This is a genomic window from Lacticaseibacillus jixiensis, from assembly GCF_042847315.1.
Classification (GTDB): domain Bacteria; phylum Bacillota; class Bacilli; order Lactobacillales; family Lactobacillaceae; genus Lacticaseibacillus; species Lacticaseibacillus jixiensis.
Window position 1 is genome coordinate 111,487 of sequence record NZ_BAAFPR010000009.1, and the last position, 22,478, is coordinate 133,964.

General features: G+C 48.7%; 28 protein-coding genes. 8 read left to right on the top strand and 20 right to left on the bottom strand.

Going from position 1 to position 22,478, the window contains the following annotated elements; all coding sequences use genetic code 11:
- Positions 1-7 precede the first annotated feature (7 nt).
- The 18 genes from ACGG90_RS07860 to ACGG90_RS07945 all read right to left on the bottom strand — a co-directional run bounded on the left by ACGG90_RS07860 (position 8) and on the right by ACGG90_RS07945 (position 14,607).
- A complete protein-coding gene (locus ACGG90_RS07860) occupies positions 8-334 on the bottom strand; it encodes a hypothetical protein (protein WP_265906416.1) in 327 nt (108 codons plus the stop codon).
- Positions 324-1,514 (bottom strand): XRE family transcriptional regulator, encoded by a 1,191-nt coding sequence (locus tag ACGG90_RS07865; protein ID WP_265906431.1) that lies wholly within the window; start codon positions 1,512-1,514, stop codon positions 324-326. The genes ACGG90_RS07860 and ACGG90_RS07865 overlap by 11 nt, the downstream gene beginning before the upstream one ends.
- Before the next feature lie 315 nt (positions 1,515-1,829).
- Complete coding sequence (locus ACGG90_RS07870) at positions 1,830-2,090, bottom strand: hypothetical protein (protein ID WP_390407968.1); 261 nt, start codon at positions 2,088-2,090, stop codon at positions 1,830-1,832.
- Positions 2,087-2,362, bottom strand: a complete 276-nt coding sequence (locus tag ACGG90_RS07875; RefSeq protein ID WP_390407971.1) for a hypothetical protein — start codon at positions 2,360-2,362, stop codon at positions 2,087-2,089. Before ACGG90_RS07875 ends, ACGG90_RS07870 begins: the two co-directional genes overlap by 4 nt.
- Positions 2,352-3,740 carry an FtsK/SpoIIIE domain-containing protein gene (locus ACGG90_RS07880; protein WP_390407974.1) on the bottom strand — a complete coding sequence of 463 codons (1,389 nt, stop codon included), beginning with the start codon at positions 3,738-3,740 and terminating at the stop codon, positions 2,352-2,354. The genes ACGG90_RS07875 and ACGG90_RS07880 overlap by 11 nt, the downstream gene beginning before the upstream one ends.
- Positions 3,737-4,024, bottom strand: coding sequence for a hypothetical protein (locus tag ACGG90_RS07885; RefSeq protein ID WP_390407977.1), 288 nt, complete (start codon positions 4,022-4,024; stop codon positions 3,737-3,739). The genes ACGG90_RS07880 and ACGG90_RS07885 overlap by 4 nt, the downstream gene beginning before the upstream one ends.
- Positions 4,025-4,042: 18 nt before the next feature.
- Positions 4,043-4,291 (bottom strand): hypothetical protein, encoded by a 249-nt coding sequence (locus ACGG90_RS07890; RefSeq protein WP_390407979.1) that lies wholly within the window; start codon positions 4,289-4,291, stop codon positions 4,043-4,045.
- Between the two features lie 34 nt (positions 4,292-4,325).
- A complete protein-coding gene (locus tag ACGG90_RS07895) occupies positions 4,326-4,562 on the bottom strand; it encodes a hypothetical protein (protein WP_025012576.1) in 237 nt (78 codons plus the stop codon).
- 13 nt (positions 4,563-4,575) lie between these two features.
- Complete coding sequence (locus ACGG90_RS07900; RefSeq protein WP_003606402.1) at positions 4,576-4,839, bottom strand: hypothetical protein; 264 nt, start codon at positions 4,837-4,839, stop codon at positions 4,576-4,578.
- A gap of 74 nt (positions 4,840-4,913) precedes the next feature.
- Positions 4,914-5,285 (bottom strand): YdcP family protein, encoded by a 372-nt coding sequence (locus ACGG90_RS07905; protein ID WP_390407982.1) that lies wholly within the window; start codon positions 5,283-5,285, stop codon positions 4,914-4,916.
- Positions 5,286-5,302: 17 nt separating this feature from the next.
- The gene (locus tag ACGG90_RS07910; RefSeq protein ID WP_003606404.1) at positions 5,303-5,626 is read right to left on the bottom strand and encodes a DUF961 family protein; all 324 of its coding nucleotides are present in this window, start codon (positions 5,624-5,626) and stop codon (positions 5,303-5,305) included.
- A gap of 42 nt (positions 5,627-5,668) precedes the next feature.
- On the bottom strand, positions 5,669-5,911 hold the full coding sequence (locus ACGG90_RS07915) for a hypothetical protein (RefSeq protein WP_045137143.1): 243 nt from the start codon (positions 5,909-5,911) through the stop codon (positions 5,669-5,671).
- A 1-nt stretch (position 5,912) separates the two neighbouring features.
- The gene (locus ACGG90_RS07920) at positions 5,913-9,722 is read right to left on the bottom strand and encodes a SpaA isopeptide-forming pilin-related protein (RefSeq protein ID WP_390408046.1); all 3,810 of its coding nucleotides are present in this window, start codon (positions 9,720-9,722) and stop codon (positions 5,913-5,915) included.
- 573 nt (positions 9,723-10,295) lie between these two features.
- Positions 10,296-10,688, bottom strand: coding sequence for a GNAT family N-acetyltransferase (locus ACGG90_RS07925; protein WP_390407984.1), 393 nt, complete (start codon positions 10,686-10,688; stop codon positions 10,296-10,298).
- Between the two features lie 2 nt (positions 10,689-10,690).
- Positions 10,691-11,089 carry a GNAT family N-acetyltransferase gene (locus ACGG90_RS07930; RefSeq protein ID WP_390407987.1) on the bottom strand — a complete coding sequence of 133 codons (399 nt, stop codon included), beginning with the start codon at positions 11,087-11,089 and terminating at the stop codon, positions 10,691-10,693.
- A 12-nt stretch (positions 11,090-11,101) separates the two neighbouring features.
- Entirely contained in the window at positions 11,102-11,971 is an 870-nt protein-coding gene (locus ACGG90_RS07935) for an Rgg/GadR/MutR family transcriptional regulator (RefSeq protein ID WP_390407989.1), read from the bottom strand.
- Between the two features lie 310 nt (positions 11,972-12,281).
- Positions 12,282-13,373, bottom strand: coding sequence for a glycosyltransferase (locus ACGG90_RS07940; protein ID WP_390407990.1), 1,092 nt, complete (start codon positions 13,371-13,373; stop codon positions 12,282-12,284).
- Between the two features lie 379 nt (positions 13,374-13,752).
- Positions 13,753-14,607, bottom strand: a complete 855-nt coding sequence (locus ACGG90_RS07945; protein ID WP_390407993.1) for a helix-turn-helix domain-containing protein — start codon at positions 14,605-14,607, stop codon at positions 13,753-13,755.
- 197 nt (positions 14,608-14,804) lie between these two features.
- Here ACGG90_RS07945 and ACGG90_RS07950 point away from each other — a divergent pair, with 197 nt between their 5' ends.
- The 6 genes from ACGG90_RS07950 (at position 14,805) to ACGG90_RS07975 (ending at position 18,896) form a co-directional block, all read left to right on the top strand.
- Complete coding sequence (locus tag ACGG90_RS07950; protein ID WP_390407995.1) at positions 14,805-15,248, top strand: DUF2712 domain-containing protein; 444 nt, start codon at positions 14,805-14,807, stop codon at positions 15,246-15,248.
- Between the two features lie 63 nt (positions 15,249-15,311).
- Positions 15,312-16,079 carry a hypothetical protein gene (locus ACGG90_RS07955; protein WP_390407997.1) on the top strand — a complete coding sequence of 256 codons (768 nt, stop codon included), beginning with the start codon at positions 15,312-15,314 and terminating at the stop codon, positions 16,077-16,079.
- Positions 16,066-16,845 carry a hypothetical protein gene (locus ACGG90_RS07960; protein WP_390407999.1) on the top strand — a complete coding sequence of 260 codons (780 nt, stop codon included), beginning with the start codon at positions 16,066-16,068 and terminating at the stop codon, positions 16,843-16,845. Before ACGG90_RS07955 ends, ACGG90_RS07960 begins: the two co-directional genes overlap by 14 nt.
- Positions 16,846-16,891: 46 nt before the next feature.
- Entirely contained in the window at positions 16,892-17,479 is a 588-nt protein-coding gene (locus ACGG90_RS07965; RefSeq protein ID WP_390408002.1) for a hypothetical protein, read from the top strand.
- Positions 17,480-18,157, top strand: coding sequence for an ATP-binding cassette domain-containing protein (locus tag ACGG90_RS07970; protein WP_390408005.1), 678 nt, complete (start codon positions 17,480-17,482; stop codon positions 18,155-18,157).
- Entirely contained in the window at positions 18,126-18,896 is a 771-nt protein-coding gene (locus tag ACGG90_RS07975) for a hypothetical protein (RefSeq protein ID WP_390408008.1), read from the top strand. Before ACGG90_RS07970 ends, ACGG90_RS07975 begins: the two co-directional genes overlap by 32 nt.
- A 108-nt stretch (positions 18,897-19,004) precedes the next feature.
- Here ACGG90_RS07975 and ACGG90_RS07980 read toward each other — a convergent pair whose 3' ends face one another.
- Positions 19,005-19,862: a patatin-like phospholipase family protein gene (locus tag ACGG90_RS07980; RefSeq protein WP_390408011.1), complete on the bottom strand. Its 858-nt coding sequence runs from the start codon at positions 19,860-19,862 to the stop codon at positions 19,005-19,007.
- Between the two features lie 10 nt (positions 19,863-19,872).
- Positions 19,873-20,268, bottom strand: coding sequence for a winged helix-turn-helix transcriptional regulator (locus ACGG90_RS07985; protein ID WP_390408014.1), 396 nt, complete (start codon positions 20,266-20,268; stop codon positions 19,873-19,875).
- A 155-nt stretch (positions 20,269-20,423) separates the two neighbouring features.
- On the opposite strand from ACGG90_RS07985, the gene ACGG90_RS07990 reads away from it, so the two are divergent.
- Positions 20,424-20,882: a universal stress protein gene (locus ACGG90_RS07990; RefSeq protein ID WP_390408017.1), complete on the top strand. Its 459-nt coding sequence runs from the start codon at positions 20,424-20,426 to the stop codon at positions 20,880-20,882.
- An 828-nt stretch (positions 20,883-21,710) separates the two neighbouring features.
- Positions 21,711-22,376 (top strand): hypothetical protein, encoded by a 666-nt coding sequence (locus tag ACGG90_RS07995; protein ID WP_390408020.1) that lies wholly within the window; start codon positions 21,711-21,713, stop codon positions 22,374-22,376.
- Positions 22,377-22,478 lie beyond the last annotated feature (102 nt).

Here is a 22,478-nt window from a genome sequence, read left to right on the forward strand (position 1 = left end):
GAGTTGGTTAATCGAAAAATAGGTCTTCCACCGGTGTAGCGAAGACCGGCCAGCCTGAATCTTCGGCTGTCTGATAAAGCAGTCGGCGTAACTTGCCGTAGTTTAAGGCGCGTCCATCGCGGCCAATTAGCGCCCCCGGGTGTTCTTGTTGCTGGTGCCGCCAAGCGATATAGTCTTGTGCCGTGAAGCCAAAACTATTCATGTCACAGATGCGCCGGTACTTCTTGTGTTCGACGACACCGACTAGTGCTGCCTTGTAGACGTACACGTTCAGCACACAGTCCTTGAATGCTTTACCGCGCAGCGGGTGGGAAGCCAGCACGTCATTGACCAAACATGTCACCTCCTAGCTCTTCGCTACCAACAGTCTGTTGTTCAATCAGCTTGAGGTGTTTGTCGGTCAGCTCGGCGTCCTTGATCATGAGCTGCAAGTCAGTGGTGCCAAAGTAGTTGTCGATTTCTTTGATGACTTTGAGCGTTGGCATGACTTGCTTTTGGAGCCACGCCTTGGTCTTGTTCAGGTCAAAGGGCTGGGGATCGGTGGTTAAGCGAATCGGCTGGCGTCCTTTGCCAAGGAAGTATGCCCAACGTTCGTTGACCGGCCACTTCAAGCGGCTTTTGTCCGGGACTTCATCCACGAAGCGCATATAGCGGGTGATGATACCAAACGCAACCTTTTCAGCGTCACGGGTTATCAGCATGTTCTCAATCGCCTTAATTGCCCGCTCGTTTTTCAAACGAATCTCAAATCGGTTGATGATTGGGGTATCGGCAATCGAGATGCCGCGCTTGGCCGCTTGTTCAGCAGCCTTTTCGTAGATGCAGAAATACACGTCGCTTTTCATCGTGCCGACGTACAGGGTATTGCCTCGGCCAACCTCGTCGAGATCCACGAGCTTTCCTGATTGCAGCCCTTGGAACGATCGCATGACGGAGATGCACTCGTTGTTCAGACACTTATCGACCAGTTCGGGGATATTCAGCAGGCCAACCATGTCGTTAATCGCAATATCAACTCGTTTGAAAATGCCACCAGCTTCATCGACCCGAAGGAAGTAGTCGTACCAGTTCTCACCGTGGCTAAGCAGAATGCCTTCAAACTCGCGGCAGCCTTGGCCTTTCATCTCAACCAATGTGCCGAGGTTGGAGTCAACCGGTGCCACCATGACCTGAATGTTGGAAAAGATATACATGGCCGAATAGCCGTAGAAGCCATGTTCCTCAAATATCAGGTGCTCTGGGGTCAAGCCGAGAATCTTGGTGATCACGGCCTTGGCGTCATGGGTCGGGAATCGCACGCGCATGTAGTCAAACATCAGCGTTAGTTCCGGTTCATCTTTCCAGTTCTTGAGCAGCCGGTCGATTTCCATTTGCAGCGACGCACTAGGGTTAGTCCGGCCGCTTTCAATTTGGCTAAAATGATGCGAGGTCACACCTAGCCGGCGGGCAACCTGTACTTGGGTCAGTCCCAGTCGTTTTCGGCGTGACCTGATTGTATCTGTCCATTCTTCCATGTACGAATGGCTCACTCCCTTCTTGATAAATAAAAATTGTGGATTGGAGGTGCCATCCACAATTTGCTAATTTTTATATGAACGCCGTCATATCAACCTTTCTACCCCGTGCTCAGGCACAGACGTTGTATTTAATACCCCCCTGTTAGAGTACTGGGGGTAAGCGGTCGGCTGGCGCCGACCGCTGCCACTCACGCTTGCGGCTTTCGCGCTGCACGCCGCGCGTGGCGGCAGGGTGCAGCCTTGCTGAACAGATTGGATAGTCATTGACTTGCTCCTTTCAAAGGCTTTGTTTTGGTGACGGCATGAAGCTGATTAGTAATGGTGCGCCCAGTCATGGTAAGTGAGAACCATGCTGTTGCCAGAAATATCGGCCGTGAACCAGAAGTACACGGGTTTGCCCGATACGGTACGGTCAGCGGTAAGCTCCATCCAGTGATCGCCATCTTCCCACGGCTCGATGTAATCGCAAAGCTCCATCAAGGCGTCTTCGGCATCACTCATTGTCCCAGCTTTGATTGTATTGGCGTAGTCTTCTGTAAACTGCATCTTATTTCTAAAATGTGGGGTAATCATTCTTCATCACCTTCATCTGCGACGTTGGTGTAAGTCATGATCAAGCCACCGTCGTCGCCAGTAGTGACGTTGAACCAAAAGCGCTTCGGAAAGCGATCAACGGTCAGGCCGCCGGGAGCGCCCATCCAGATTCGTGAATCCGGGTACTCGCGGGCGTGCATTGCCATCCATTCGAGTTGGTCTTCCGCGTCTTCATCAGACTGGAAAGGCACGTTCTCGTGAAAGTCGTTAAGGAATTGCGTGCGGTTTTCGATTTTGACATCAGTGCTCATTTGGCACCTCCTGTTCTGTTGGGGTTGCGGGTACGGTATTGGCTGCGGCACCAATTTCGGTGAGGAAATCATAGCCGCGCGGCACTAGTGGTGTGTAAAATTCAGAGATCACGCTACCGCCAGTGTCCACGTAGCCGCGTCCCTTGATTGGCTTTTGGAAGAAGTCCTTGTTGGTTTCACCAAACATCATGGAATAGCCCAGCTCGCTCATGCGCCCAAGCGCAACGCGGAACATGAACTGATCTCTTATCCCGTCGCCTAAATATTTTGCGTCAGGCCGTTGGCAAGCCAACACGAGGAAGAAGCCGGCTTGACGGCCAAGCATGACAATCTGTTTGAGCTTGGACATGACTTGCATGGCATCGCGACCAAGCATATCCATAAAGGCGACATATTCATCAAAAATCAGAAAATGGGCGGGTAGTCCAAGATAGGCGTAGTTCTCGCCGGTCTTGTACCCGTTCATTTGTTTCATCTCGTCATTACGTGCCATCATGTCCTGATAGAAGGTTTCAAGTGCACCCAGCATGGCTTCCTTCTTGGAATAGACCCCTGGCATCACGTCAGCTAAATCGGCGAGGTCAGCATTTTTCGGGTCAAGAATAGTGAGCTGGGCACCGTCTTTCAGCAACGCTTCAATCAGCGTCAGAATGAAGTAGGTCTTACCACCACCAGTGCCACCAGCGATCAGCATGTGGGGCAGCGCGTCATAGTGCCAAGCCACAGTTGCCATGAGCTGCATGGAGCCATGTTCACAGGTCACGTCAGCGATGGTGATACGCTTGCCGATCGTGTCGTAAAGCAAGGTGTACTCGACATAAGAATCGTGCAGGATCTTGTCGACCAGCTCACAGTAAAGACCAGCCTCTAGCTTCTTTTCCAAGTGCAGGAGCTGGTCTTGATAGGAAGACATGACGATTTCAACGGAAACGTGAATCAGCCCATCCTTGAGCTGGTAATAGATTTTTGGAAAGTGCGAGATCTTCTCTTTGGTGCGCGTTGAGCCTAAGTCCTTGAAGAAACTCTCGCTGTTGGACTGGTCAGTTTGGTACCACTTGTTCTCCATGATCATGCGGGCGAGCTTTTGGCGGTGTTCCATCTGCTTGTAGGAATCCGCAAACCAAGTTCGATAAGCCCACAGACCAACGCCAAAGAGTAGTGCCGTGCATAAACTGTTAATAACCAGCGGCAGCCATGACCAAGGCAAGGCCACCACGTCCGGCCAACTAAAGAATTTCCAGTTGATTTGTCTTAGCAGCGGCCAATAGGCAATCACAGCCCCAATTACCCACAAGCTAACCACAATGGTCATCGCAGTGTTGTAAAGCAGGTTGCGTTGACGCGGATAGACCCGTGTACCGCGATACGTGATTTTCATTCGTCAATATTTACGCCGTCGTAGCCAATTACAAGACCAAGTGGGCTACTTGAAACGTTGAAACTAAAGCGCGCGCCTTGGAGATAGGCTTCGGGTTTCGCACATTGCTCGTTGGCTAAAATTAAATCACAAGCATTCATACCAGCTTGAACCGCGTGATTAGCCGCGTTGATTAAGTTGATGATGACGTCACCAGTGGGTGATGCACCGTTGTCAAAGTCAGCAATGCGTTCGTAGTGAAGTTGAAAGTCGTCCAAGTTGACGAGAGTTACTTGATCGTTCATAGTTTTCTCCTTTGGGCGTTACTTGACGCCAATGTATTTGATAGCGGGTTGTCGGTCTTTGGTGTCGATATTAAAGCTGAATTCTTTGGATTCGTGATCGCGGGTACATTCGCCGTCTACCCAAATGGAAAACGGTTCGCCAGCAGTTGCCTGTTCGGCAGCCATCAGCACCATGTCGATCAAAGCTTCCGGGCTAGGGTCGTGGAAATCAGGGTCAACTAGCGCGGGGTAGTCTTCCAAAAATCCGTCGATATTCATTGCGGACATTTTCGAGCTCCTTTCATTTGTGATAATACGAAATTCAATCCACACCCATATAAATCACGGTGTCTTCAAGCAAGTTGAAAATGAATTCCTTTGGCTTGTCATCAATCATGTTGTCATCAACCCAGATAATGAATTGACCGTCCATTGCCTGTGCTGCGGCATCAGCGACCAATTCCCGTAAAAAATCAGCGCTTGGGGGAACGCCATCCGTTCTGACAAGTCTGGTGTAGTCTTCGATGAATTCGTTGATTTCAAGATTTTGTGGCTTCATCGATCTCACATCCTTATTCATCGCTGACGCCCAGATACGAGAGCCGTAAGCCATCCTCACCCTCGTATGAAGTGAACGAGAACAGCTTATTCATGCCGTCGTTGGTTTGTTCGCTGTCGATATGCAGGTGTTGGTAGGATTCAGGGCTTTCTTCCATGAGCTCCACCATGTCTTGCAGGATCTCGTCTGGGTCAAGGCGGTAGTCGTTGTCGATTTCTTCGTTATAGTCATCGATGAACACTTCGCGACCAACTACGGTCAAGGTGGAAGTCATCATTTGTGATCAACTCCTTTCGTTAGTGGTAAGCAACCGCCGCAGTGGGCGGCGCGCGCGACGAATGGGGCAATGAGCTATTTCTTATCATTGTTGTTTGGCTTCTCCTGCGGCTTGACCGGTGCGGTGGCAATTACGAGATCCTTGGCCTTCATGTACCACGAAGTTTCAACGCGATTGAAGTTCGCGTTTGCCACGGTGTCAATCACTGGGTCAACCAAAGTAACAATCTGGTTGTACTTGAAGTCTTTGACCCCAGCTTCAGCCGGAATGGAAATTTGGATCATCATTCCTTGTTTCATGGATTTCAAGTCATAGGTGCGTTCCTTCACGTCGTCGGTACGGTTGCCGTCTTCGTCTTGCACGAAGCGTTCGCGGCGCTGGCCGGAGAATTTCAAGACGCCAAAGGTTTCTTCTAAGTCGATAACGATGCCTTCTGCTAAACGCATGTGGGTACCTCTTTTCTTTATTTGACTGGGACAATATCGTCGGCATTGCAGATATAGCGCACAAAGGCTTGTTCACCAATCCGGTAGCCAACAGTCGCAATGCGCGGTTTGATGATGGTGACCGGCGCATCAACTTCAATGCTTTCGGCCTTGTCGCCTTTCTTCGCTGGAATGGTGATCTCGATGTTGTCGGTACGCTGCAAGTCGGAGAACAACTCGTAAGTGCGGGAGACAACCTTGCGATTGTCGCGATCACCTTCTGACAGTTCGCGCTTGAGCGAACCGAAGTACAGGTGGCCGAACGTCTTTTCAATATTTGGTGCAACAAATTTGAGTTCCATGTTGTAGCCTTCCTTTCGTATTAAAAAATCCGGGTAGGTGGGCTACTCGGCTGTGGCTTGGTGATAGTATTCAGTTAGTTGTTGAAGTAGGTAGTCGTAAAATGACTTGGAGATTGGGTGAACTGTGCGACCATCAGCGTATCGTGGGAACTGGATATACCAGCGGTACTGACCTTCGATGAGCTTCACGTTTTTCAAGATGAGCACATGATCCAGTACGATGTCGCCTTGGAGCAGCACGTCGCCACCAGGATCGGGGTACATATTGATAGAAGAAATACGCATGTTACTTGCCGTCTTTCTTCTTGGTACCACCGATCACAACCATTGCAGCGAGGACGCCGAGCAGCAGTACCACACCAATGATGATGAGCCAGCCGGACGTCGCGTTACCGGTTTGTGGCAGACCAGGCTTAGGTGTTTGCTTGTCGGTCATGACTGCTTTCACGATTTCACCGTCTTTAGTGATCTCGAAAGGCACGAGAGCTTCACTAATCTCATAACCCTTTGGTGCATCGTATTCTTGGAAACTATACTTGCCAGCAGGCAGATTGCCAAAGGAGAAGACCCCGTTCTTGTCAGTGCGACCAGATACAACCGTCTTGCCGTTTTCGTCCAGAATGCGGATGCTGGTGTTTGGCAGCCGCTTCCCAGTAGAAACGTCGGTCTTGGTCAGTTCGCCCGTGCCCTTGATCAAGTCGTTGGTCAGTTCAAAGGCGATAGTTGGTTTCTTGGTATCAGCTTTTGTCTCGCCAATCTGCTTATCCTTGCTATCAAAGACCGTTACGCCGTCTTTTGTAGACACGAGCTTGAGGGTTTCCTTAGAGAGCACAAGGTTGGTGGCAGAAGGCTTGGATTCTCGGAGATAGAAGGTGCCGACTGGTAGGTGCTTGATGGAACCGATGGAATCCTTACCAACCGTGATGGTCTGAATGACCTTTTTATCAGCGTCGAGCAGTTCAAAAATCGCACCAGCAGCGTTACCGGTTATCGCGTAGGAGTAGCCTTTACCTGAAACCAGCGTGGCAACTTCATTGATCTTCTTGAATGACAGTTCGTTTTCATGGAGCTTGTTGTTGATCACCTTGCTGTCATTGAGGTCGATGTGTTTGATCTTCTCGTTATCGGTGGTGTGGAAGTGAAAGCCGTACATCGTGGTGTTTAAGTCGTGCTTCTCACCAGCATCAAGTTCCTTGACGTAGTAGTAGCCTTCTGGCAACTGGATCGCGCCAAATTCAGCCTTCCCGTCTTTGACCGTCGTGGTGGCGACGAGCGATTCAGATGGAATTACAGTATCGCCGATCGTGGTTTCGCCTTGCGTGAATAAGCCGAAGACTTGACCGTTCGCCGCGACGTTCTTGATTTCAGGGAGATTGTCCTTCCAGCCCGAGATGCTTTCTTCCTGCTTATTGAGCGTGATGTCGAGTTGCTGGAAGTCGTTCTTGGCTTCAAGTGAGGTGGCGGTTACCGTCACTGCTTGCCCGGCATACTTGAGGTCAAAAGCAATTGGATCAGGGTTCATGATGAACCCGGTTGGCGCAGAGATTTCAGTTGCAGTGTACTTGCCAAGATACAGCTCCGGGGTCTGAATCTGCCCTTGAGCGTCAGTGGTGCCAGTAGCAACCACGTCACCCTTGTGTGCGCGAGTTGTGCCGTCAGCCGTTGTGATGTCTTCGGCAGCACGAAATTCAAATTCGGCACCCGCTAAGGCGGTGTAGTCGTACTTGAACTTGTACTGGTCACCGTATTCAGTTTCAACCTTTTCGACGGCGACTGGGGTAGCCCCGGTCTTGGTCAAGGTGGCGACACCCTTTTGGGAGAGGTCAACGAATTTGATGACCACGATGCCGTCCTTATGGCTGCCGTCGATGGTGAACTTGGCTGGTTCCTTAGCCAGTACATAGCCTTCTGGAGCTTGAACTTCTTCGAGTTGGTACTTGCCGTAGCCGAGCGCTTCGGAGGTAATCAACTCGCCGGAGTTGTCGGTCGCGAACTTATCAGTCGTACCGGTCTTGCCGGCAGTTGGCTGGACTTCATACTTGTTGGTTTGAAGGTTCTTAATCCGGAAGATTGCACCAGCGCGCAGCACGGTCTTACCAGTTTCGGTATCGACTTTGACTACACGCAGTTTTTCTTCGATCACCTTGTTTTCAATAGTGTAATGCTGGGACTTTTGGGTGCCGTCAACAACGACTGTGAATGGCTTGATCCCGTTGTAGCCTGTTGGGGTCTTGGTTTCAGTGACGGTGTAGGTGTCGTAAGGCAGATCCGTGAACTTTACGTAGCCTTGGGTATCGGTGAGACCGGTACGAACAACCTTACCGGTAGTCTTGCTGGTTACAGTGAACTGGGTGTCCTTGAGCATGACCGGCTTAGTGCCTTTACCTTGAGTTGACCAGTCGTAGTTCCCGTACTTGATCAGGTCGAGGTCACCAGTAATGACTTGTTCCTTGACCGTTGTGGTAGCAGTTGCAGTCGTGACGTTTTGACCAGCGTAAGCCAGCTTAAAAGTGTACTTTTGTGGATCAAGCATGTAGCCAATCGGCGACTTCACTTCTTGCCAGTAGTAATCGTCCAGTTCCAAACCGGAAACGGACGCTGAATTATTGGCAATCGTCACTGACTTAACGAGCTTGTCATCGGCTGCGCGGTAGAGCTCGTAGACAGCGCCGTTAAGGCTGGCAGCGCCTTGTGGCTGCTTACCGGTAACGGCATCAACTTTTTCGATGGTGGCAGTACCACGTTGTTCTTGATCGGCCGTATCGACGTGAGCAGTAGTGACCGTGAAAGTTTGCCCAGCATACTTCAATTCAAATGGCAGCTTAGTCGTATTCAGAACGTAGCCAGCAGGAGCTTTTTCTTCCAGTGCGTAGTAGCTACCGAGCTTGAGGTTCTGCAAGATTCCCTTGCCGTTGCCGTCAGTGGTAATCGCGCCAACTCGTGTACCGGTGCTGGTGTAGATCCCATAGACAGCGTCGTTCAATGAGTAGTAGGCATTAAACATGTCGCTGCCAAACTCTTTACCAATCTTGGCGAGGGTCACGTTTCCTAGCTGCTCCTTGTTGCCGAGAACAACTTCAACGGTCTTCCCGGGTTCGATGGTGATTTCTTTGAGTTCGCCCTTATTGACGTAGCCGTTAGGAGCAGTGACCTCGCTGATCTTGATTTTGGTACCTGCTTTGATTCCGTTCAAAGCGGCATAGCCGTCAGTGCCAGTCGTGACTTCCTCGGTGGTGCCATTGTATTCAAACTTGAGCTTGGCACCAGGAAGTGCTCGGTTGGTGTCGGCATCAACTTTCCTGGCCTTCACATTGCCGTTCAAGTTGACCTTGATTGGCAGGCTGAATTCGCCATTATTGGAGAGCTTGAAGTTCACAATCTTCTGTTGAGAACCTTTGGTGTAGACGAAGGAGGTGCCCACGTCAGCGGCTTTTGCAATCGCATAAGCGACTTTACCAGATTCTTTCGACTGGGCAGTGGCCGTCAGGGTGAGCTTGTTGCCAGACTTGGTGATCTTGAGGTTCGCAGTGTTCGCTGTTTGCTGGGCGAAAGCAGCGAGCCGTCCGTTGGTATCAGTTAAGGTGATTGAATCACCAATTGCTAGTGTGATTTGCTTACCGTTGAAAGATGGCTTGCGATCATGCGCAGCAACCTTATCGAGAATCGCTTTCTTTTCAGATTGATAGGTCTTGTTTGGTGTGGTGAGCAACGAATCGCCGAGCGTTTCCCAAATAATCATCTGGGTCACGGCGTAGTTGCGGTTGGTTGGGTTTTGATAGTAGCCGTAGTAAGCAATCTTGGCTAGTTGATCCTTCATACTGTCGGAGTAAGTGCTGGGGTTGTAGCCGGAGCCACTTATATCGAGATCGACGCCGTGCTCCACGCAGAAGGCAACTTTGCCATCCACCTTTTTCATCCACATACCGGTGTCCGTCCAATGTAAGCCATTGAACAGATGTAGGTGCCAAGTATTGCGCCAGTCAGCAACCTTGGTGTTGGTCATGCTGGCAGCAAGCGCCATTGAGACCGGGATAAAGAGCTGGACGAACAACGATACCAATGCGACAATCACAGCGGATCGTCTGGCTGTTTTCATCATAGTTGTTAGTCTCCATTCATTGAAAATTGGGTATGAAAAAAGCAAATGAAATGTCGAAATGACTTCATTTGCTTCTATATATACGAGTAGCAATCATTGGTGACCTTTATTTACTGGTGTTATGCCTGTGTGCTTAGGAGTTTGTCAGCTAGAGGGTCTTACGCCACATTTTTCGTGTACGAGAATTTGTACGCATTCACTGCAACTTGTTGAGAAAATTTGAAAGTTGACGCTGACAATAAACTTCGTGAAGCCTTATTCCATATGACTTTTTGAGAACTTTTGAGAAAAAGTCGTATAAAGTACGGTCTTACCAACAAATAAAGTCTTACCTGTTATATTACGGCGAACAACCGTGGTATGGCAGGTTTTTCTTTTTTACAGCCGCGTCAAAATTGCGTGTATCCGCCAAGCTTTGGCACGATTATGACGCGATCAGGGACGTTTCAAATTTGTTTTGAATTTGAGGCGTCTTTTTTTCGCATAAAAAATGCTGCCTATAGAAGATAAGCAGCATATACCTGGAGTTTGAAACCACAATAAGCGTCGTGCTTGCGCTGGAAAAGATGGTTAAAAAGCACGTTCTTGCTTGAACGCTGTAGCCTCAAGCTTAAAGTCAAGGCGTGGATAAAAGTTCATTGCGCTTGGTGCACCAAGCAGGACGATCGAAATATTTTCTCCAAGTTCTGCGTGCAGGGCCTTAAGTAAATTAGAACCAATGCCTTGGTGTTGGTATTTGCAGGCAACCGCTAAGTCGGAAACGAAGGTGCAATAAGCCATGTCTGACACGCCGCGCAAAACGCCGACTAGCGCTTGCCCATCCCAAGCGGTGAGCAAGACGTTGGCATTGTTCAGCATCCGCTGCATGCGGTCAATATCCTCGCTTGGTCGCTGGATACCCGATGAAGTGAATAATTCGGCGAGTTGCTTGCCTGTGATCTTGGTGTGCTTGATCTCAATCATAGTTACGCCTTTCTGTGGATGCGATACATATTGTTGGCTGAATGGATGCCCAACTTCTGATAAAAACCAGTGGCCTTAGCAGCAGCGCAAAGCGATAAGGTGACTCGTGAGCCAAGATAATCCTGCAAGGCCGTGACCAGCTGACGGCCAATGCCTTGGTGTTGATAAGCTGGCAGGACCAGCAAGTCACTTAGGTAGCAGAAATATTCGAAATCAGTTAAACAACGGGCCATGCCCACTAACTGATCATCATCAAATGCAGAGATGACAAGCGGGGTTTGGTCGATCATGGTCGCTAAGCGTGAATCTGAAGACACAGGCTTACCAAAGTCTGTGTCGAGGTACAACCGGCGCACTGTTTCCAGACTTAATGATGCGTTGACTTTGATCGCTATGGCCAAGCTGATCGCTTCCTAAACTAAGATATGATGTCGTGACAATGAAGCGCGATACTGCGTGGTTGAAATTCCCATCCGTTCCAGAATTTGCAACGCATCCGTGACCTGTTGGCGGCCAATGGTGGGTTGTGTGCCGTCGAGAATCGCTATTGTTCCTTGCAGATATTGGCACAAAATCAACCCAAAGACGCTATGCCGGGAAGTCGCTTTGGTCTGAGCTTGTTCGAGGGCGATGCGGGCGTGGGCAAGGTCACCATAATTGATGAAACACTGAGCAGTGTTGATAAACATATAAATCAAGTCCCCGCCAAATGCGGGATAATCGGCAAACGATTGCCAACGCTTGGCCGCAATGGTGCTTAATTCGACCAAGATCTCTGGCGTATAGAGATACAAGGTGTTGGTGTATAGCCGTAATTCGTATACGCCCCAAGTTTCGACCCGGATCAGATGAGCCCGCACACTCGCCAAGGTTTGGGTGGCGGCTTTTAAGCCGGCTGCTGGTGTGGCTGCCTCTTTAAGCTGGAGGCATGCGGATGCAAGTGCTTGTAAGTGCTGATCAGCTTGCGTTGGCTGAGGCAAACTGGCAAGCTGTGCGCCAAGCGAGCGGATGGCAGCGAAGTCACCGATATTATTAGCGGCAGTTAGGGCTTCGCGGATCCTGGTTTGCTGATCCATTTGATAGCCATTGGCGATGAACAAGAATTCATCAGGGCTGACGTTGATTTTTGCCAGCAGTGTAAAGAATGTGTCAACGCCTAGCATGGTCGTGCCACGCTCAAACTTTGAAAGTGCAGACTGGGTGAATTCGCCGTCACATAATGAAACTTGGGTGACATGGCGTTCACGGCGTAATTGACGAAACACTTGACCATAGGCTTGCATTGACTTTACCTCGAAAAGATTGATTGTCTTTGATAATAGTCGGATCGGACTATTTTGTCGAGATAACGTGATGTTGTTGTGAGCTTCTTTGCAGTAGGGGTAAGAATTTAGCGCAAGCTTTCTGCGTCGCTCAATCAGCACATTGAAGGATCCCGGCTAAATTGTGGCCTACAATTTCTGGTGTCGGAAGATGATTCTTGGCGGCTCTTTTATCTAACAAAAAGGTATCTAAACCTTCTCGTGCGATGCTTTCAGCGGCTAAACCAATGCTAAGCGAGGGCGGAATAGATGTCTTGGTCTTAAACGATAATCAAACAGAATATGCAGAACTTTTGGCGACGAGCGGCGCCGGGTTTGGCGCTAGTTGGGCAAACCTGGTGAGCGCTTGGTTATACCGGTCGATATAAGCGGCATACGAGAATTTCGCGACACTGTGAATGATTTGCGGCTGGTTCAGGCGGGTAAACAACTGCGGCTGATCAAGCAAAGCCGCCAGTGCCGCTGGATCGCTTGCGTCGTAAAGCTGACCATTGCGGCCAGGATCAACTAGGTCGTCAGCGCCAGAGGCCAGATGCGGGCAAATTACAGGCAGCCCGCGCTTTAATGCCTCTAACAAAGCCATGGGGAAGCCTTCGAACTTAGAAGTCAGCACCAAGGCATTGGCACAGTGGATATGTGCCCAAACATCGCTGACCCAACCGTGAAAAGTCACCTGTGACGCGATGTGTAAGTGATGCACCAATTGCTTGGCCGCCGGCAGTTCAAGCCCGCCGCCGTAGACATCAAGGTGAATCGGCGCAGCGGCTTTGGCCAGACTGCTGAAGAGGTAGCTTAGATTCTTCTGCCCGTGCAGCTGAATGCGGCCGACGTAAATGAGCTTGAATGCCGGCGACTGATCCAGGGTCACACGCTGGTTGGTTTGATCAGTCGGGTTATAGGTGAGGCCGATGCGGTTGGCTGAGACGCCTAGGCGTTGGTATTCGTTCTGAATGCCGCTGGAAATGGCGATATGGGCATCGGCTTTGAGCAAGTCATGCATATGGACACTTGGCGCATCTGCTAGCGAGAAGTGGATCCAAGACACCACGCGGTAATTCTTGTGCAGCAAGGCGCGCAGGTGAGTGGCCAACTTGATGCTAAATGAGTCAACGGCGATCACGATGTCCGCGTCGCTGTGTGCCAGCCGCCAGGTATAAAGCGGCAGCCAAGGCGCCCCGGCCCGCACGCCGCGCATGATTTTAACGCATGAAGCGATGCGCTGCAGCCAAGTTTGGTCGGCTGAGGCAATGCCTTGCACAAAGGTGATGGTGTTAGTTTGGGCCAAACCAGCGAAGGTTTTGGTCATCACGGTTTCGGTGCCGCCGTTGCCTGATTGATATTTGCTGATGAATAGAAGCTTCATAGAATCCCATCCTTTCAAGGCGATGGGCGCGGCTATGCAGCTGGGAAAATTAAGACGCTCAGAGTTCGGGCGTCCATCGTGGGTTGGTTTAACATATTATGTTAACCTAATTTCATTCTAACACTGCTTATGATTTTCAGCAAAAGTGGGCCAATCCGGCTTGCTCATTGAAAACTGCCAAGCATTACTAGCCTGCTAAATAAGTCGTCATGGCGCTTAATTGCACATTGGCATCAGCCAAGCCGTGATGTTTCTGCCGCGTTGTGGACAATATCCAGGAGCGTATAGTTGCAATCTACTCTGGGCGGATAGCGATACTAATCAGATCTGAGCGAGATGGGGCAATCTTATGCATCGAGTGGGTGACGGCACATGGGCTTTAATTCAGTTGCTGCTCTAGAAAAGATTGCAGTTCTGTGGCTTCACAACAGTTCAGCGCGGTGGACAATTCGTGTATCGTGTCTGTAACATCGATACCCTGACGAGCCGCGATGATCGTTCGATATACTTTTACATGAAGTTTAAGCGAAATATCGTTATATATTACACTCGTATCTTGTAATTCTCGATAAAATAATTGAAAGTTTTTCTGATCGTGTCGATCGATCGCAAGCTGTATGCCATTAATTAAGAAGTTTAAGATATCCTGCGAATAATTAGAATTGTCGGTGAATTGCTTCATCTTCTGGACGCAACGGTTGAACTTAACTCGGATATATTCCTCGTCAAAAACAAACAGGCAGTTATAAAACAGCACTAATTCAAATCTATCCCAAGTATCGATTCGCTCCAGATAGAGGGTAATCGATTCTTTGATATCTTTGGCTATAATTTTCGAATACCATTCAGGGTTCAATCTTTTCTGTTGAGCGCGATACCCACAAACAAGATAGTACTGAGCATATAGACTATAAAAGAAATAGTCATGATAAACATGATAATCCGACAAGAGTTGGTGTGTGATTGCAGGATCATATGGTTGCGCGTAACCTCTAGAAACTAAGCTGGCCCGCTTTCTCTTTGTAGACAGGTGATGGTCATTCATCAAGAATTCGTACTCTTCAAGGCTTATGTTTAAGCGATCACAATAAGCAATAAACTGCTGAACAGGCAGGCCTGTATTATGTAGTTCAAAGCTGGCTAATGCTGATCGTGATGAGATATCCTTGGATAATTGTGCTTGGGTCAAACCTCTGGCTTTGCGCAATCGCCGAATCAATTCACCATCGTTCATAATATCCTCCGATATCCGATGTCAAAATTCTGACATTCTTAGCGTGAAGCGTTTTCCTGGTATATACTATTATTGATAATAATAGTATTAACGCTATCATAACACAAGGAAAGAGTTGCCATAATAATAAATTATAAGCATTGTGAACTGTTGTGGGAAACAGGTGGCTATTGCAGAACCTGCAGGAGGATTAGTTAATGAAAACAGTTAAGCTTATTTCAATTTTAGGACTCAGTGCGTTTGGGGTAGCGCTTGCCGTTGGTGCATCAACCACGGCTGCATATACAAATTACTCATTTGGCGTACCACAAACAACCAAATCCAGTAAACCAAACAATAAGGACTACGATGCTGCAGAAATGGTTAGTCATCCTGACAGGCCGTTTACTACAGCGTTAACGCATTCCGAAGAAGGTAATGGCACAATCATGACAATGTGGATGGAACTCCAGAATGCGACGGTAAACACCTCAAATGGTGTGAACGTTAAGCAATACGACACGCCAGTCTATTATAACGCAGCACATAAGGGTGCCGGACTAACCAAGGGGACTTGGCATAACATTACAGCGGAGAATAACAACTTTAACGCTGCTGCCCGTTTGATCAGCGGGACATGGAGTGCAGATAGCTCATACTAGCAATAAGCGTGTGACTAAGTAGACCTCTGTAAATTGACGGTTGTCTCCTTTTTAGGTGGAAGAATGGTAAAAAGTGAGTGGTATAAGTATTCCCGCAGGATGGTAGTTTGGATTTTTATTTGTGCAATAACGGTTATTGCGATTCAGGATGCTATCGCCAGTCGTTCCAATTTTATTCAATTACCCTACATCGAGGCTAAATTCCTCTTGGCATCTACGAATAAAGGGCATATGGCTGCAATTACGCTGCTTTGGTTGCTGCCAATTTATTATTTCGTGACAGTGAGTGAGTTGTACTTAAACGAGAAGCGATACCATATCGATCTGCTTCTTGTGAGCCGTTCTGGCCGATCGCGATTCTTAAAGACGAAGATGTTATTTGGCCCAGTATTTATAAGCGGGAGTTATTTCATTGTTTTCTTACTGAATGCGGGAATCACTTCACTGCTGTGCAAAACGCAGAACGTCAAGATGGTAGAAAGCATGATAGAAGTCTTTCCGTCTTGGCGGAATATGGCGCACTGGATATATGATCACAGGCTTTTAACATATCTATTATACGTGCTAATGACTACAATAATTATTTTTACGTTTGGTGTATTAATTAATGCCATTGTAATCAGTATTCCGAATCGGAAGCTCTGCTATCCGATACTCCTTGTGTATTGGCAGCTTTGGTGGTTTGGAAAGTATGATATTTCCAAGGCAATGCAACCGTTTACCGAATACGGACTGAGTTATGCGATTGTGTCGTTCAGTGCTTTTGTGCTAAGTGCGATCGTGATCATCGTAATTCTATGGAAGAGGTTAGCTGCTGATGATATTACATGATGGTAGACTTCAACGATATGCAACCGGCATGTGCGTGATGATATTGGTACTCAGCGTCGCATTCGGATATTATCAGTTAGGCAGCGCCGCTTGGCCTCAAACAACGATTAGCCGACAGGCAAGCTTTATCGCTAATGTCGGCATCGGCACCATGACTTCCTTCTACACTGGGATTATCCCTGAAATACTGGCACCATTCATTGTTATCCAAGCCTGTGGCATGCTTACGGCGCCAATCACGCCGCCATATCTCAGTCGCACCGCCAGAAAAGCCTACTATTGGAAAACACAGCTGCTGGCGGTACAGCGCACATGGTGGTTTTCATTACGCATGGTCACGCTGATTGGAGCTGTGACGTTATTCGCATACCCAGGACTGGTGACCAGTCTAAATGTTACGATATTCGGCCTGTGGTTACTTGCTTGTCTTGTCGTTGAATTCTTATTTCTGATATTGGCGATTGAACTGTGGCAGATCTTGATGTACGCACTCCAGTCTAGAGGAAAAGCCAATGTTGCGTGCATGTTGGTACTCGTATTAATCAATATTGGCGCATTGTTACCGAAAATTGGGCATGCGATCGAGCGGATTCAGCCGAGTATACAACTCAATTTAGCAGCAAACACAGCCGTTCGTTACTATAACTTCACCGTGAAATCAGCGGTCGTCGCCCAGCTGTTAGAAGCAATCGTGGCATATTTCCTGTGTGCAGCGGTGCTGTTTGGCATAAGCTTCTATATCAGTCAGAAGAAAGACTACCTCTAGGGTCGATATTATGATAAAACGAATGCTTACGTATTATGGCGTCGGGATGCTTTATCTCATCATCTTGTCTTTGCATCTACAGGATGGATGGGGACGTTCCTTTATCTTAGGAGTTTATGATGCAGAGTATGCGATTATTCCTACTTTGTTGGTCATGCTTTTTGCGCTAACATGCTTGTTACCGACATTCGAGTATTCCAGAGAAACCTTTTACCACCACAATGTCGTATTTCTTATTCGAGACAAAAGCCGAAGCAAATCATACCTGAAAATCGTTTGGCGCAACATGATGTGCATAGGCGGAATTATGATTATGCTGCAAATTACTGGATTATTGCTTGATCGGCAGGTGACATCGCGTTTATGCAGCTTGGCCATCGTGCAACTTCTTGCAGTCGAAAATCTAGTTGTGTTCCAGACTATTCTTGAAATCAAATGGTCTGCACTAGGCGCGTTATTAGTTTGTTTATTAGGAACCTTATCTTTACAACTTTTACATTCTCCGGTGTTGGGTTTGTTCCATACCCGTCGACTAGAATTACCGGGAAATGTGGCGATTCTGGCTGAACTGGCAATATTAGCCATATTGGTAGGTATCGGTTGCTTGAGTATCCGGAAACAGGAGGTCTATTGAATGTATGTAGAAGTTGAACACTATACAAAGAACCTGAGGAAGCACAAAGTATTGAACGACATCAATGTCCGACTCGATGGTGGTCATATCTATGGGATCTATGGTCGTAATGGCAGTGGTAAGAGCATGCTGTTGCGGGCAATTTCAGGATTGATCCTGCCATCGAGTGGATCTGTGAGCATCGATGGCAAAACGATTGGTGACGATATTGATTTTCCAGAAAGTATGGGCCTAATCATCGAGAATGTGCAATTACAGCGTACCTTGACTGCTAAGGAGAACCTAAGTGTGTTAGCTAAAATTAAGCATGTGGCATCTCCGACTGATATCGATTGGGCGCTATCAGCTGTGGGCTTGGATGCTAATGATTCAGTCAAAATTCGCAATTACTCTTTAGGAATGAATCAGAAACTAGCAATCGCCCAAGCTATATTCGAGAAACCCGATTTGATTTTGCTTGATGAACCGACCAATGCGTTAGACTTTCAAACAGTGGTCGATTTCCGTAAGCTGATCCAATCGTTGGTGACGCCATCACGGATTATTGTGATCGCGACGCACAGCAAAGAAGATTTACTAGAACTAGCCACTGATTTTCTAGAAATGGTAGATGGTAAGCTATACCCGAGAATAAAGGAGGATCTCATTGCAGAAAGCAGTGATGCGACGGCTATCTAGTACATTTGCGATCCTTTCAATGACAGTGATTATCTGGGGATATGGCGAAGCAGATTCACTACTGAATTCTAGCTTATGGCTGACACCTGCTAAACGCGGCTTGTCACTTCAAGCAGAAAGTATCTTTGGCTTGTTTGTTGCCACCATCAACGCGCGTACGTTTGCCTTGTTTATCATACCGATTTGTCTTTTTTCGGTATACAACAATATGGCGCCTAGTCACTCTGCATGGATAACTAGGCACTCAAGAAAATCGATAAATCGTTGGCAAACGCTGAGATTACTACAATCTTGTATATTATTTTCAGGTCTTGTACTGGTGTTCCACGTTGGCATTTACTGGTTATTTATGAATCAGCATGTTGAGTGGTCCTGGCAAACCGGAATCCTGCTGCTGGTAATTGCAGCAACCTTAGGCATAATAATGATGTTTTGGAGCGTGTTGTTTCAATGCGTATTACAGCTGCATATTTCAATGTTACAAGCTCTGCTGCTGACATATGGCACATCATTGGCGTGGTATTTTATCGGGGAGAACTTATTGCCAAGTGTTTGGACACCAACTAAAGTGTTTACGATATTTCAGCAAGTCATGATACCAGCTACTGTCGGTAACCATCTTCACATCGAATGGGGACTTATCAGCAATGCAGCGACGAGTATTGGAGTGACGCTTATCTTTACGCTAGCTTTGATATTAATCAAAAGTGAACTTGCCTTAAGAAAAGAATATTACTAATTACAAACATATTGGCGATAAAGCCTTTAATAACCAGGCAAAACGATTTGCACTAGTCTTCGCCGTGTGCCCAGCGCTTTGATGCGTCATACACTGGTGTCAACCATACTAGCCTGCTAAATAAGTCGTCATCGCACTTAACTGCACATTGGCATCAGCTAAGCCAGTGGCATGCAGCGTGGCCAGCTTGCTGACATCGTGTTCCAAGCGGCCAACGGTAACCGGCTGGCGTGGTGCGATCACGAAGGCATGGCCGGTGTGTTCCAGCTGCAACAGTTCGTCGGCTTGATGGTTATACATGTCAGGCCGGGCGATCGCCGTTTTGGCAAAGGCCGGATAGTCGCTGAAGGCCCGCTGATAGGCTTGGCGCAACACGGCACTGGTCGATGTCTTGCGATAGCCGCGCGGCCGGGTGCGCACCACGACGATCTTCTCGAAGCCGCAAGCGCGTGCGTAAGCATACGGAATCGAATCGGCAACGCCGCCGTCTAAGCACAGGCCTAAGCCGGTGAATACCGGATTGGAGACGAAAGGCATTGCTGAGCTGGCTTTGAGGTCAGCGCGCAAGTCCTTGCCTTGGGGATGGTGAAAATATTGCGCCTGGCCGGTGGCTAAACCGGTGGCCACTGGGATGAAGGCCATGGGGCTGGTACGATAAGCATATTCGTCAAAATCCTGCCAGTCGCCGTCATGCGGCTCAAATAAATAATCTAAATTAATGATATCTTGCCGATGCAAGGCGCGCCGCAACGAAATATAGTCGCGGTCGTCGCGGTAGCGGGTGTTGACCAAGTTGGTGCGGCCAGGCTGATTGGCGATGTAGTTGGTGGCGCACAAGGCGCCAGCGGAAACGCCGATCACCGTTTTGAATTGAATGTGGTGCTGCATAAACAGGTCCAAGACGCCTGCGGTATATTGGCCGCGCATGGCACCGCCTTCGAGCACTAAGGCTGCATTGTAAAGCATGGAAATCCTCCTATTGTTGGGTCGTTGATTCGTCAGTGGCAGGTTGCGTCAGCAGCTGGTCGATCCGCGCTTGACCCCATTGACGCATTGCATCGATGATCGGCATCAGCGAGCGGCCCAAAGGTGTGATCGCATAGCTGACCATATTGCTGCCATTGGCGGCAGGGGTGCGGGTGATTAAGTCATCTTGAACCAGCTCGCGCAGCTGATTGGCCAAGCCTTTGTGCGTGATCTTCGGCAGCAGCCGCTTGATTTCGTTGAAACGATAATGTTGATGTTGACTCAAGTGACACAAGATCGCTAACTTCCATTTGCCGGAAAACATCGCCAAAGTCAATTCTTTAGCACAGGTATCGTCGCCTTGGGCCAAGCGCGCCAAGGCGTCTTTGCGAATGACATCTGTCATGGTGATTCCCCCCGATCGTTGCTGTGGTGATCAGTATACATTTGATACTGATATAACGCAATTCGCGGCAGTTCAGATTTTTGCGCCAGGCGTGGGCAACTTGTTACAATTAAGTTGACCCTATTTGTCGTTGGCGCAATTAAGGAGGCCGCTCGATGTTTAAAAGGATCTTGGTGCCGCTGGATGGTTCACACAATGCTTATGTGGCATTGGCGCATGCGCAGGAGTTGGCCAAGTTGGCTCATGCCGACATTGTGTTGTTAAACGTTGTTGATGCCGATCACTACACGACTTATGCACGAGATGTGAATTACTATGATGTGTATCGCCAGCTGGCCGATGTGTCAGCGGAGATGCTAAGCAAGGCGGCGGCACAATTAGCGGCTGCTGGGATCAACGCCGAGCGCGTGGTGCAAGAAGGCAATCCCAAAGCAGTGATCGCCACCACCGCGCCTAAGCGCCATGACTGTGACTTGATCGTTATTGGCAAGTCAGGCACTAATGCGGTGGAGCGCTTGTTTACCGGTTCAACCACGGCCTATGTGGTGCGTCACAGTCCGGTGAATGTGTTGGTGGTCAATGATGATACCAACATTGATGTAGGCGGTTATTAACGGGGGATAACTCTGCTCAGCGCCGGCACAATGCGGCTTATCGGGATTTCTGTTGTCGGCTAGTGTGGGGCTAACTCGTCGGCACCAATCCAGTTTCGACAAAGATTTTTTATGAATGTTGGTGAAAAATCTTCTGAGTTCCTGGTTATAATAGAACCATATTAAGGCAACAGTAGTCAGCCTTATGCTTACACATTAACTTACACTCCTAAAAAAGTTCCCCCAAACTTTTCCGCCAGCAATGGCGGTTTTTTTTATGCCCAGAGCGCAGTGGCGCGCACTTAGCGGGTCGGGTAGACTAGCTATCGTGATTGGGGCGTACTTTGCCCCGAGCACAATAGCGTAGCTAACCGCACCCGCGTTGCGCCACGCAGCTCGACGAAAGAAACCAGAGTGGAGCAAAGCGGGTTTAGCGGTGGATATAAGGCGGGATGGCAGTTGGGCGGTTTTGGCCCAATTGACGTCACGCCTTATATCACGCCGCGTTGCTTTGCGCAGCTCGACGAAGACCACAGCGTAACCAGCGGGGACTTCGCTTTGGCAAGGCCCGGACAGGTGAAGCTTCGGCGCGTGGTGCGGCAAGCTGGGGATTCGCATACTGAGCAGCGCGATGGGACCATGAGTACATTGGGTTGGCCTGAAGTCAACTCAGATGGGCCGGGCGAATAAAGGTATTTGAACGATTTGTACCAGTCAGCATCGTGATGTGCAGACGATAACATTAGATCGCATGACGCGGCGTTGGATAGAGCAAAGCGCTTGTTTTAAACTGCCCGCGCTTGTCATCCCCGCCACAACTCATTAGACTAATAGCAAAAGGAGGCAATCATGCAGATCACGACAAAGGTGTTATATTGGGTAAATATTTTAGGGGCGATTGCGTATCTGTTGATATGCGGCGGGGCGCTTGTTGGCGGTCACGCAATTTATCCTGGACAAGCGATGCTGTTGGGGCAAGTGGCCTTTGGTATCGTGTTGGTGGTGGCGCCGAACTTGATCGGGCGGGTTTGGCACTTCCGTTTTCCGGCACTGTTGCTGCTGATTTGGTATGCCTTTGTGTTATGCGCAGTATTGCTAGGAACCGGCATGCAATTCTACAGCATTCCGTATTGGGACAAGTTCTTGCATTTGTTTTCTGCATCGATGCTGGCTGGGTTAGGTTTGGCGATTTTTGGCGCCTTGACACCAGATGATGAGCTGCAACATACCAGTCCGTTGCTGTTGGCGATCGTGGCGGTGGCTTTTGGCACGATGATGGGCGTGTTGTGGGAATTCTATGAATTCACCGGCGACGGCCTGTTGGGCTTGAACATGCAGCGCACGATGAGCCATGGTGTCGGGTTGATCGGCCGCGCGGCGTTGATGGACACAATGGGTGATTTGGCCGCAGATTTCTTCGGCTCATTGGCCCTTGGGGTGTGGACATATTTTGGCGTTTCTGCCAATCGCCGCTGGCTGGATACGTTCCAATTCGTCACGAACAAGCAGCGGTAAATCAGTCATTGTAAATTTATTGTAAAAAGTCAGAAAAGCGCTTGCATTAATCTGCCTGGCATGGTATCTTAACATCACGAGCTCCCGGGGGGCGGAGACAAG

Coding starts and splice junctions, on each gene's coding strand:
- ACGG90_RS07970 (WP_390408005.1), top strand. CDS start 17,480: ATGTATGTAGAAGTTGAACACTATACAAAGAACCTGAGGAAGCACAAA.
- ACGG90_RS07945 (WP_390407993.1), bottom strand. CDS start 14,607: ATGAACGATGGTGAATTGATTCGGCGATTGCGCAAAGCCAGAGGTTTG.
- ACGG90_RS07900 (WP_003606402.1), bottom strand. CDS start 4,839: ATGATGACTTCCACCTTGACCGTAGTTGGTCGCGAAGTGTTCATCGAT.
- ACGG90_RS07890 (WP_390407979.1), bottom strand. CDS start 4,291: ATGTCCGCAATGAATATCGACGGATTTTTGGAAGACTACCCCGCGCTA.
- ACGG90_RS07940 (WP_390407990.1), bottom strand. CDS start 13,373: ATGAAGCTTCTATTCATCAGCAAATATCAATCAGGCAACGGCGGCACC.
- ACGG90_RS07935 (WP_390407989.1), bottom strand. CDS start 11,971: ATGCAAGCCTATGGTCAAGTGTTTCGTCAATTACGCCGTGAACGCCAT.
- ACGG90_RS07865 (WP_265906431.1), bottom strand. CDS start 1,514: ATGGAAGAATGGACAGATACAATCAGGTCACGCCGAAAACGACTGGGA.
- ACGG90_RS07990 (WP_390408017.1), top strand. CDS start 20,424: ATGTTTAAAAGGATCTTGGTGCCGCTGGATGGTTCACACAATGCTTAT.
- ACGG90_RS07955 (WP_390407997.1), top strand. CDS start 15,312: ATGGTAAAAAGTGAGTGGTATAAGTATTCCCGCAGGATGGTAGTTTGG.
- ACGG90_RS07960 (WP_390407999.1), top strand. CDS start 16,066: ATGATATTACATGATGGTAGACTTCAACGATATGCAACCGGCATGTGC.
- ACGG90_RS07920 (WP_390408046.1), bottom strand. CDS start 9,722: ATGAAAACAGCCAGACGATCCGCTGTGATTGTCGCATTGGTATCGTTG.
- ACGG90_RS07880 (WP_390407974.1), bottom strand. CDS start 3,740: ATGAAAATCACGTATCGCGGTACACGGGTCTATCCGCGTCAACGCAAC.
- ACGG90_RS07985 (WP_390408014.1), bottom strand. CDS start 20,268: ATGACAGATGTCATTCGCAAAGACGCCTTGGCGCGCTTGGCCCAAGGC.
- ACGG90_RS07950 (WP_390407995.1), top strand. CDS start 14,805: ATGAAAACAGTTAAGCTTATTTCAATTTTAGGACTCAGTGCGTTTGGG.
- ACGG90_RS07965 (WP_390408002.1), top strand. CDS start 16,892: ATGCTTTATCTCATCATCTTGTCTTTGCATCTACAGGATGGATGGGGA.
- ACGG90_RS07885 (WP_390407977.1), bottom strand. CDS start 4,024: ATGAACGATCAAGTAACTCTCGTCAACTTGGACGACTTTCAACTTCAC.
- ACGG90_RS07895 (WP_025012576.1), bottom strand. CDS start 4,562: ATGAAGCCACAAAATCTTGAAATCAACGAATTCATCGAAGACTACACC.
- ACGG90_RS07905 (WP_390407982.1), bottom strand. CDS start 5,285: ATGCGTTTAGCAGAAGGCATCGTTATCGACTTAGAAGAAACCTTTGGC.
- ACGG90_RS07915 (WP_045137143.1), bottom strand. CDS start 5,911: ATGCGTATTTCTTCTATCAATATGTACCCCGATCCTGGTGGCGACGTG.
- ACGG90_RS07980 (WP_390408011.1), bottom strand. CDS start 19,862: ATGCTTTACAATGCAGCCTTAGTGCTCGAAGGCGGTGCCATGCGCGGC.
- ACGG90_RS07925 (WP_390407984.1), bottom strand. CDS start 10,688: ATGATTGAGATCAAGCACACCAAGATCACAGGCAAGCAACTCGCCGAA.
- ACGG90_RS07875 (WP_390407971.1), bottom strand. CDS start 2,362: ATGAGCACTGATGTCAAAATCGAAAACCGCACGCAATTCCTTAACGAC.
- ACGG90_RS07870 (WP_390407968.1), bottom strand. CDS start 2,090: ATGATTACCCCACATTTTAGAAATAAGATGCAGTTTACAGAAGACTAC.
- ACGG90_RS07995 (WP_390408020.1), top strand. CDS start 21,711: ATGCAGATCACGACAAAGGTGTTATATTGGGTAAATATTTTAGGGGCG.
- ACGG90_RS07910 (WP_003606404.1), bottom strand. CDS start 5,626: ATGGAACTCAAATTTGTTGCACCAAATATTGAAAAGACGTTCGGCCAC.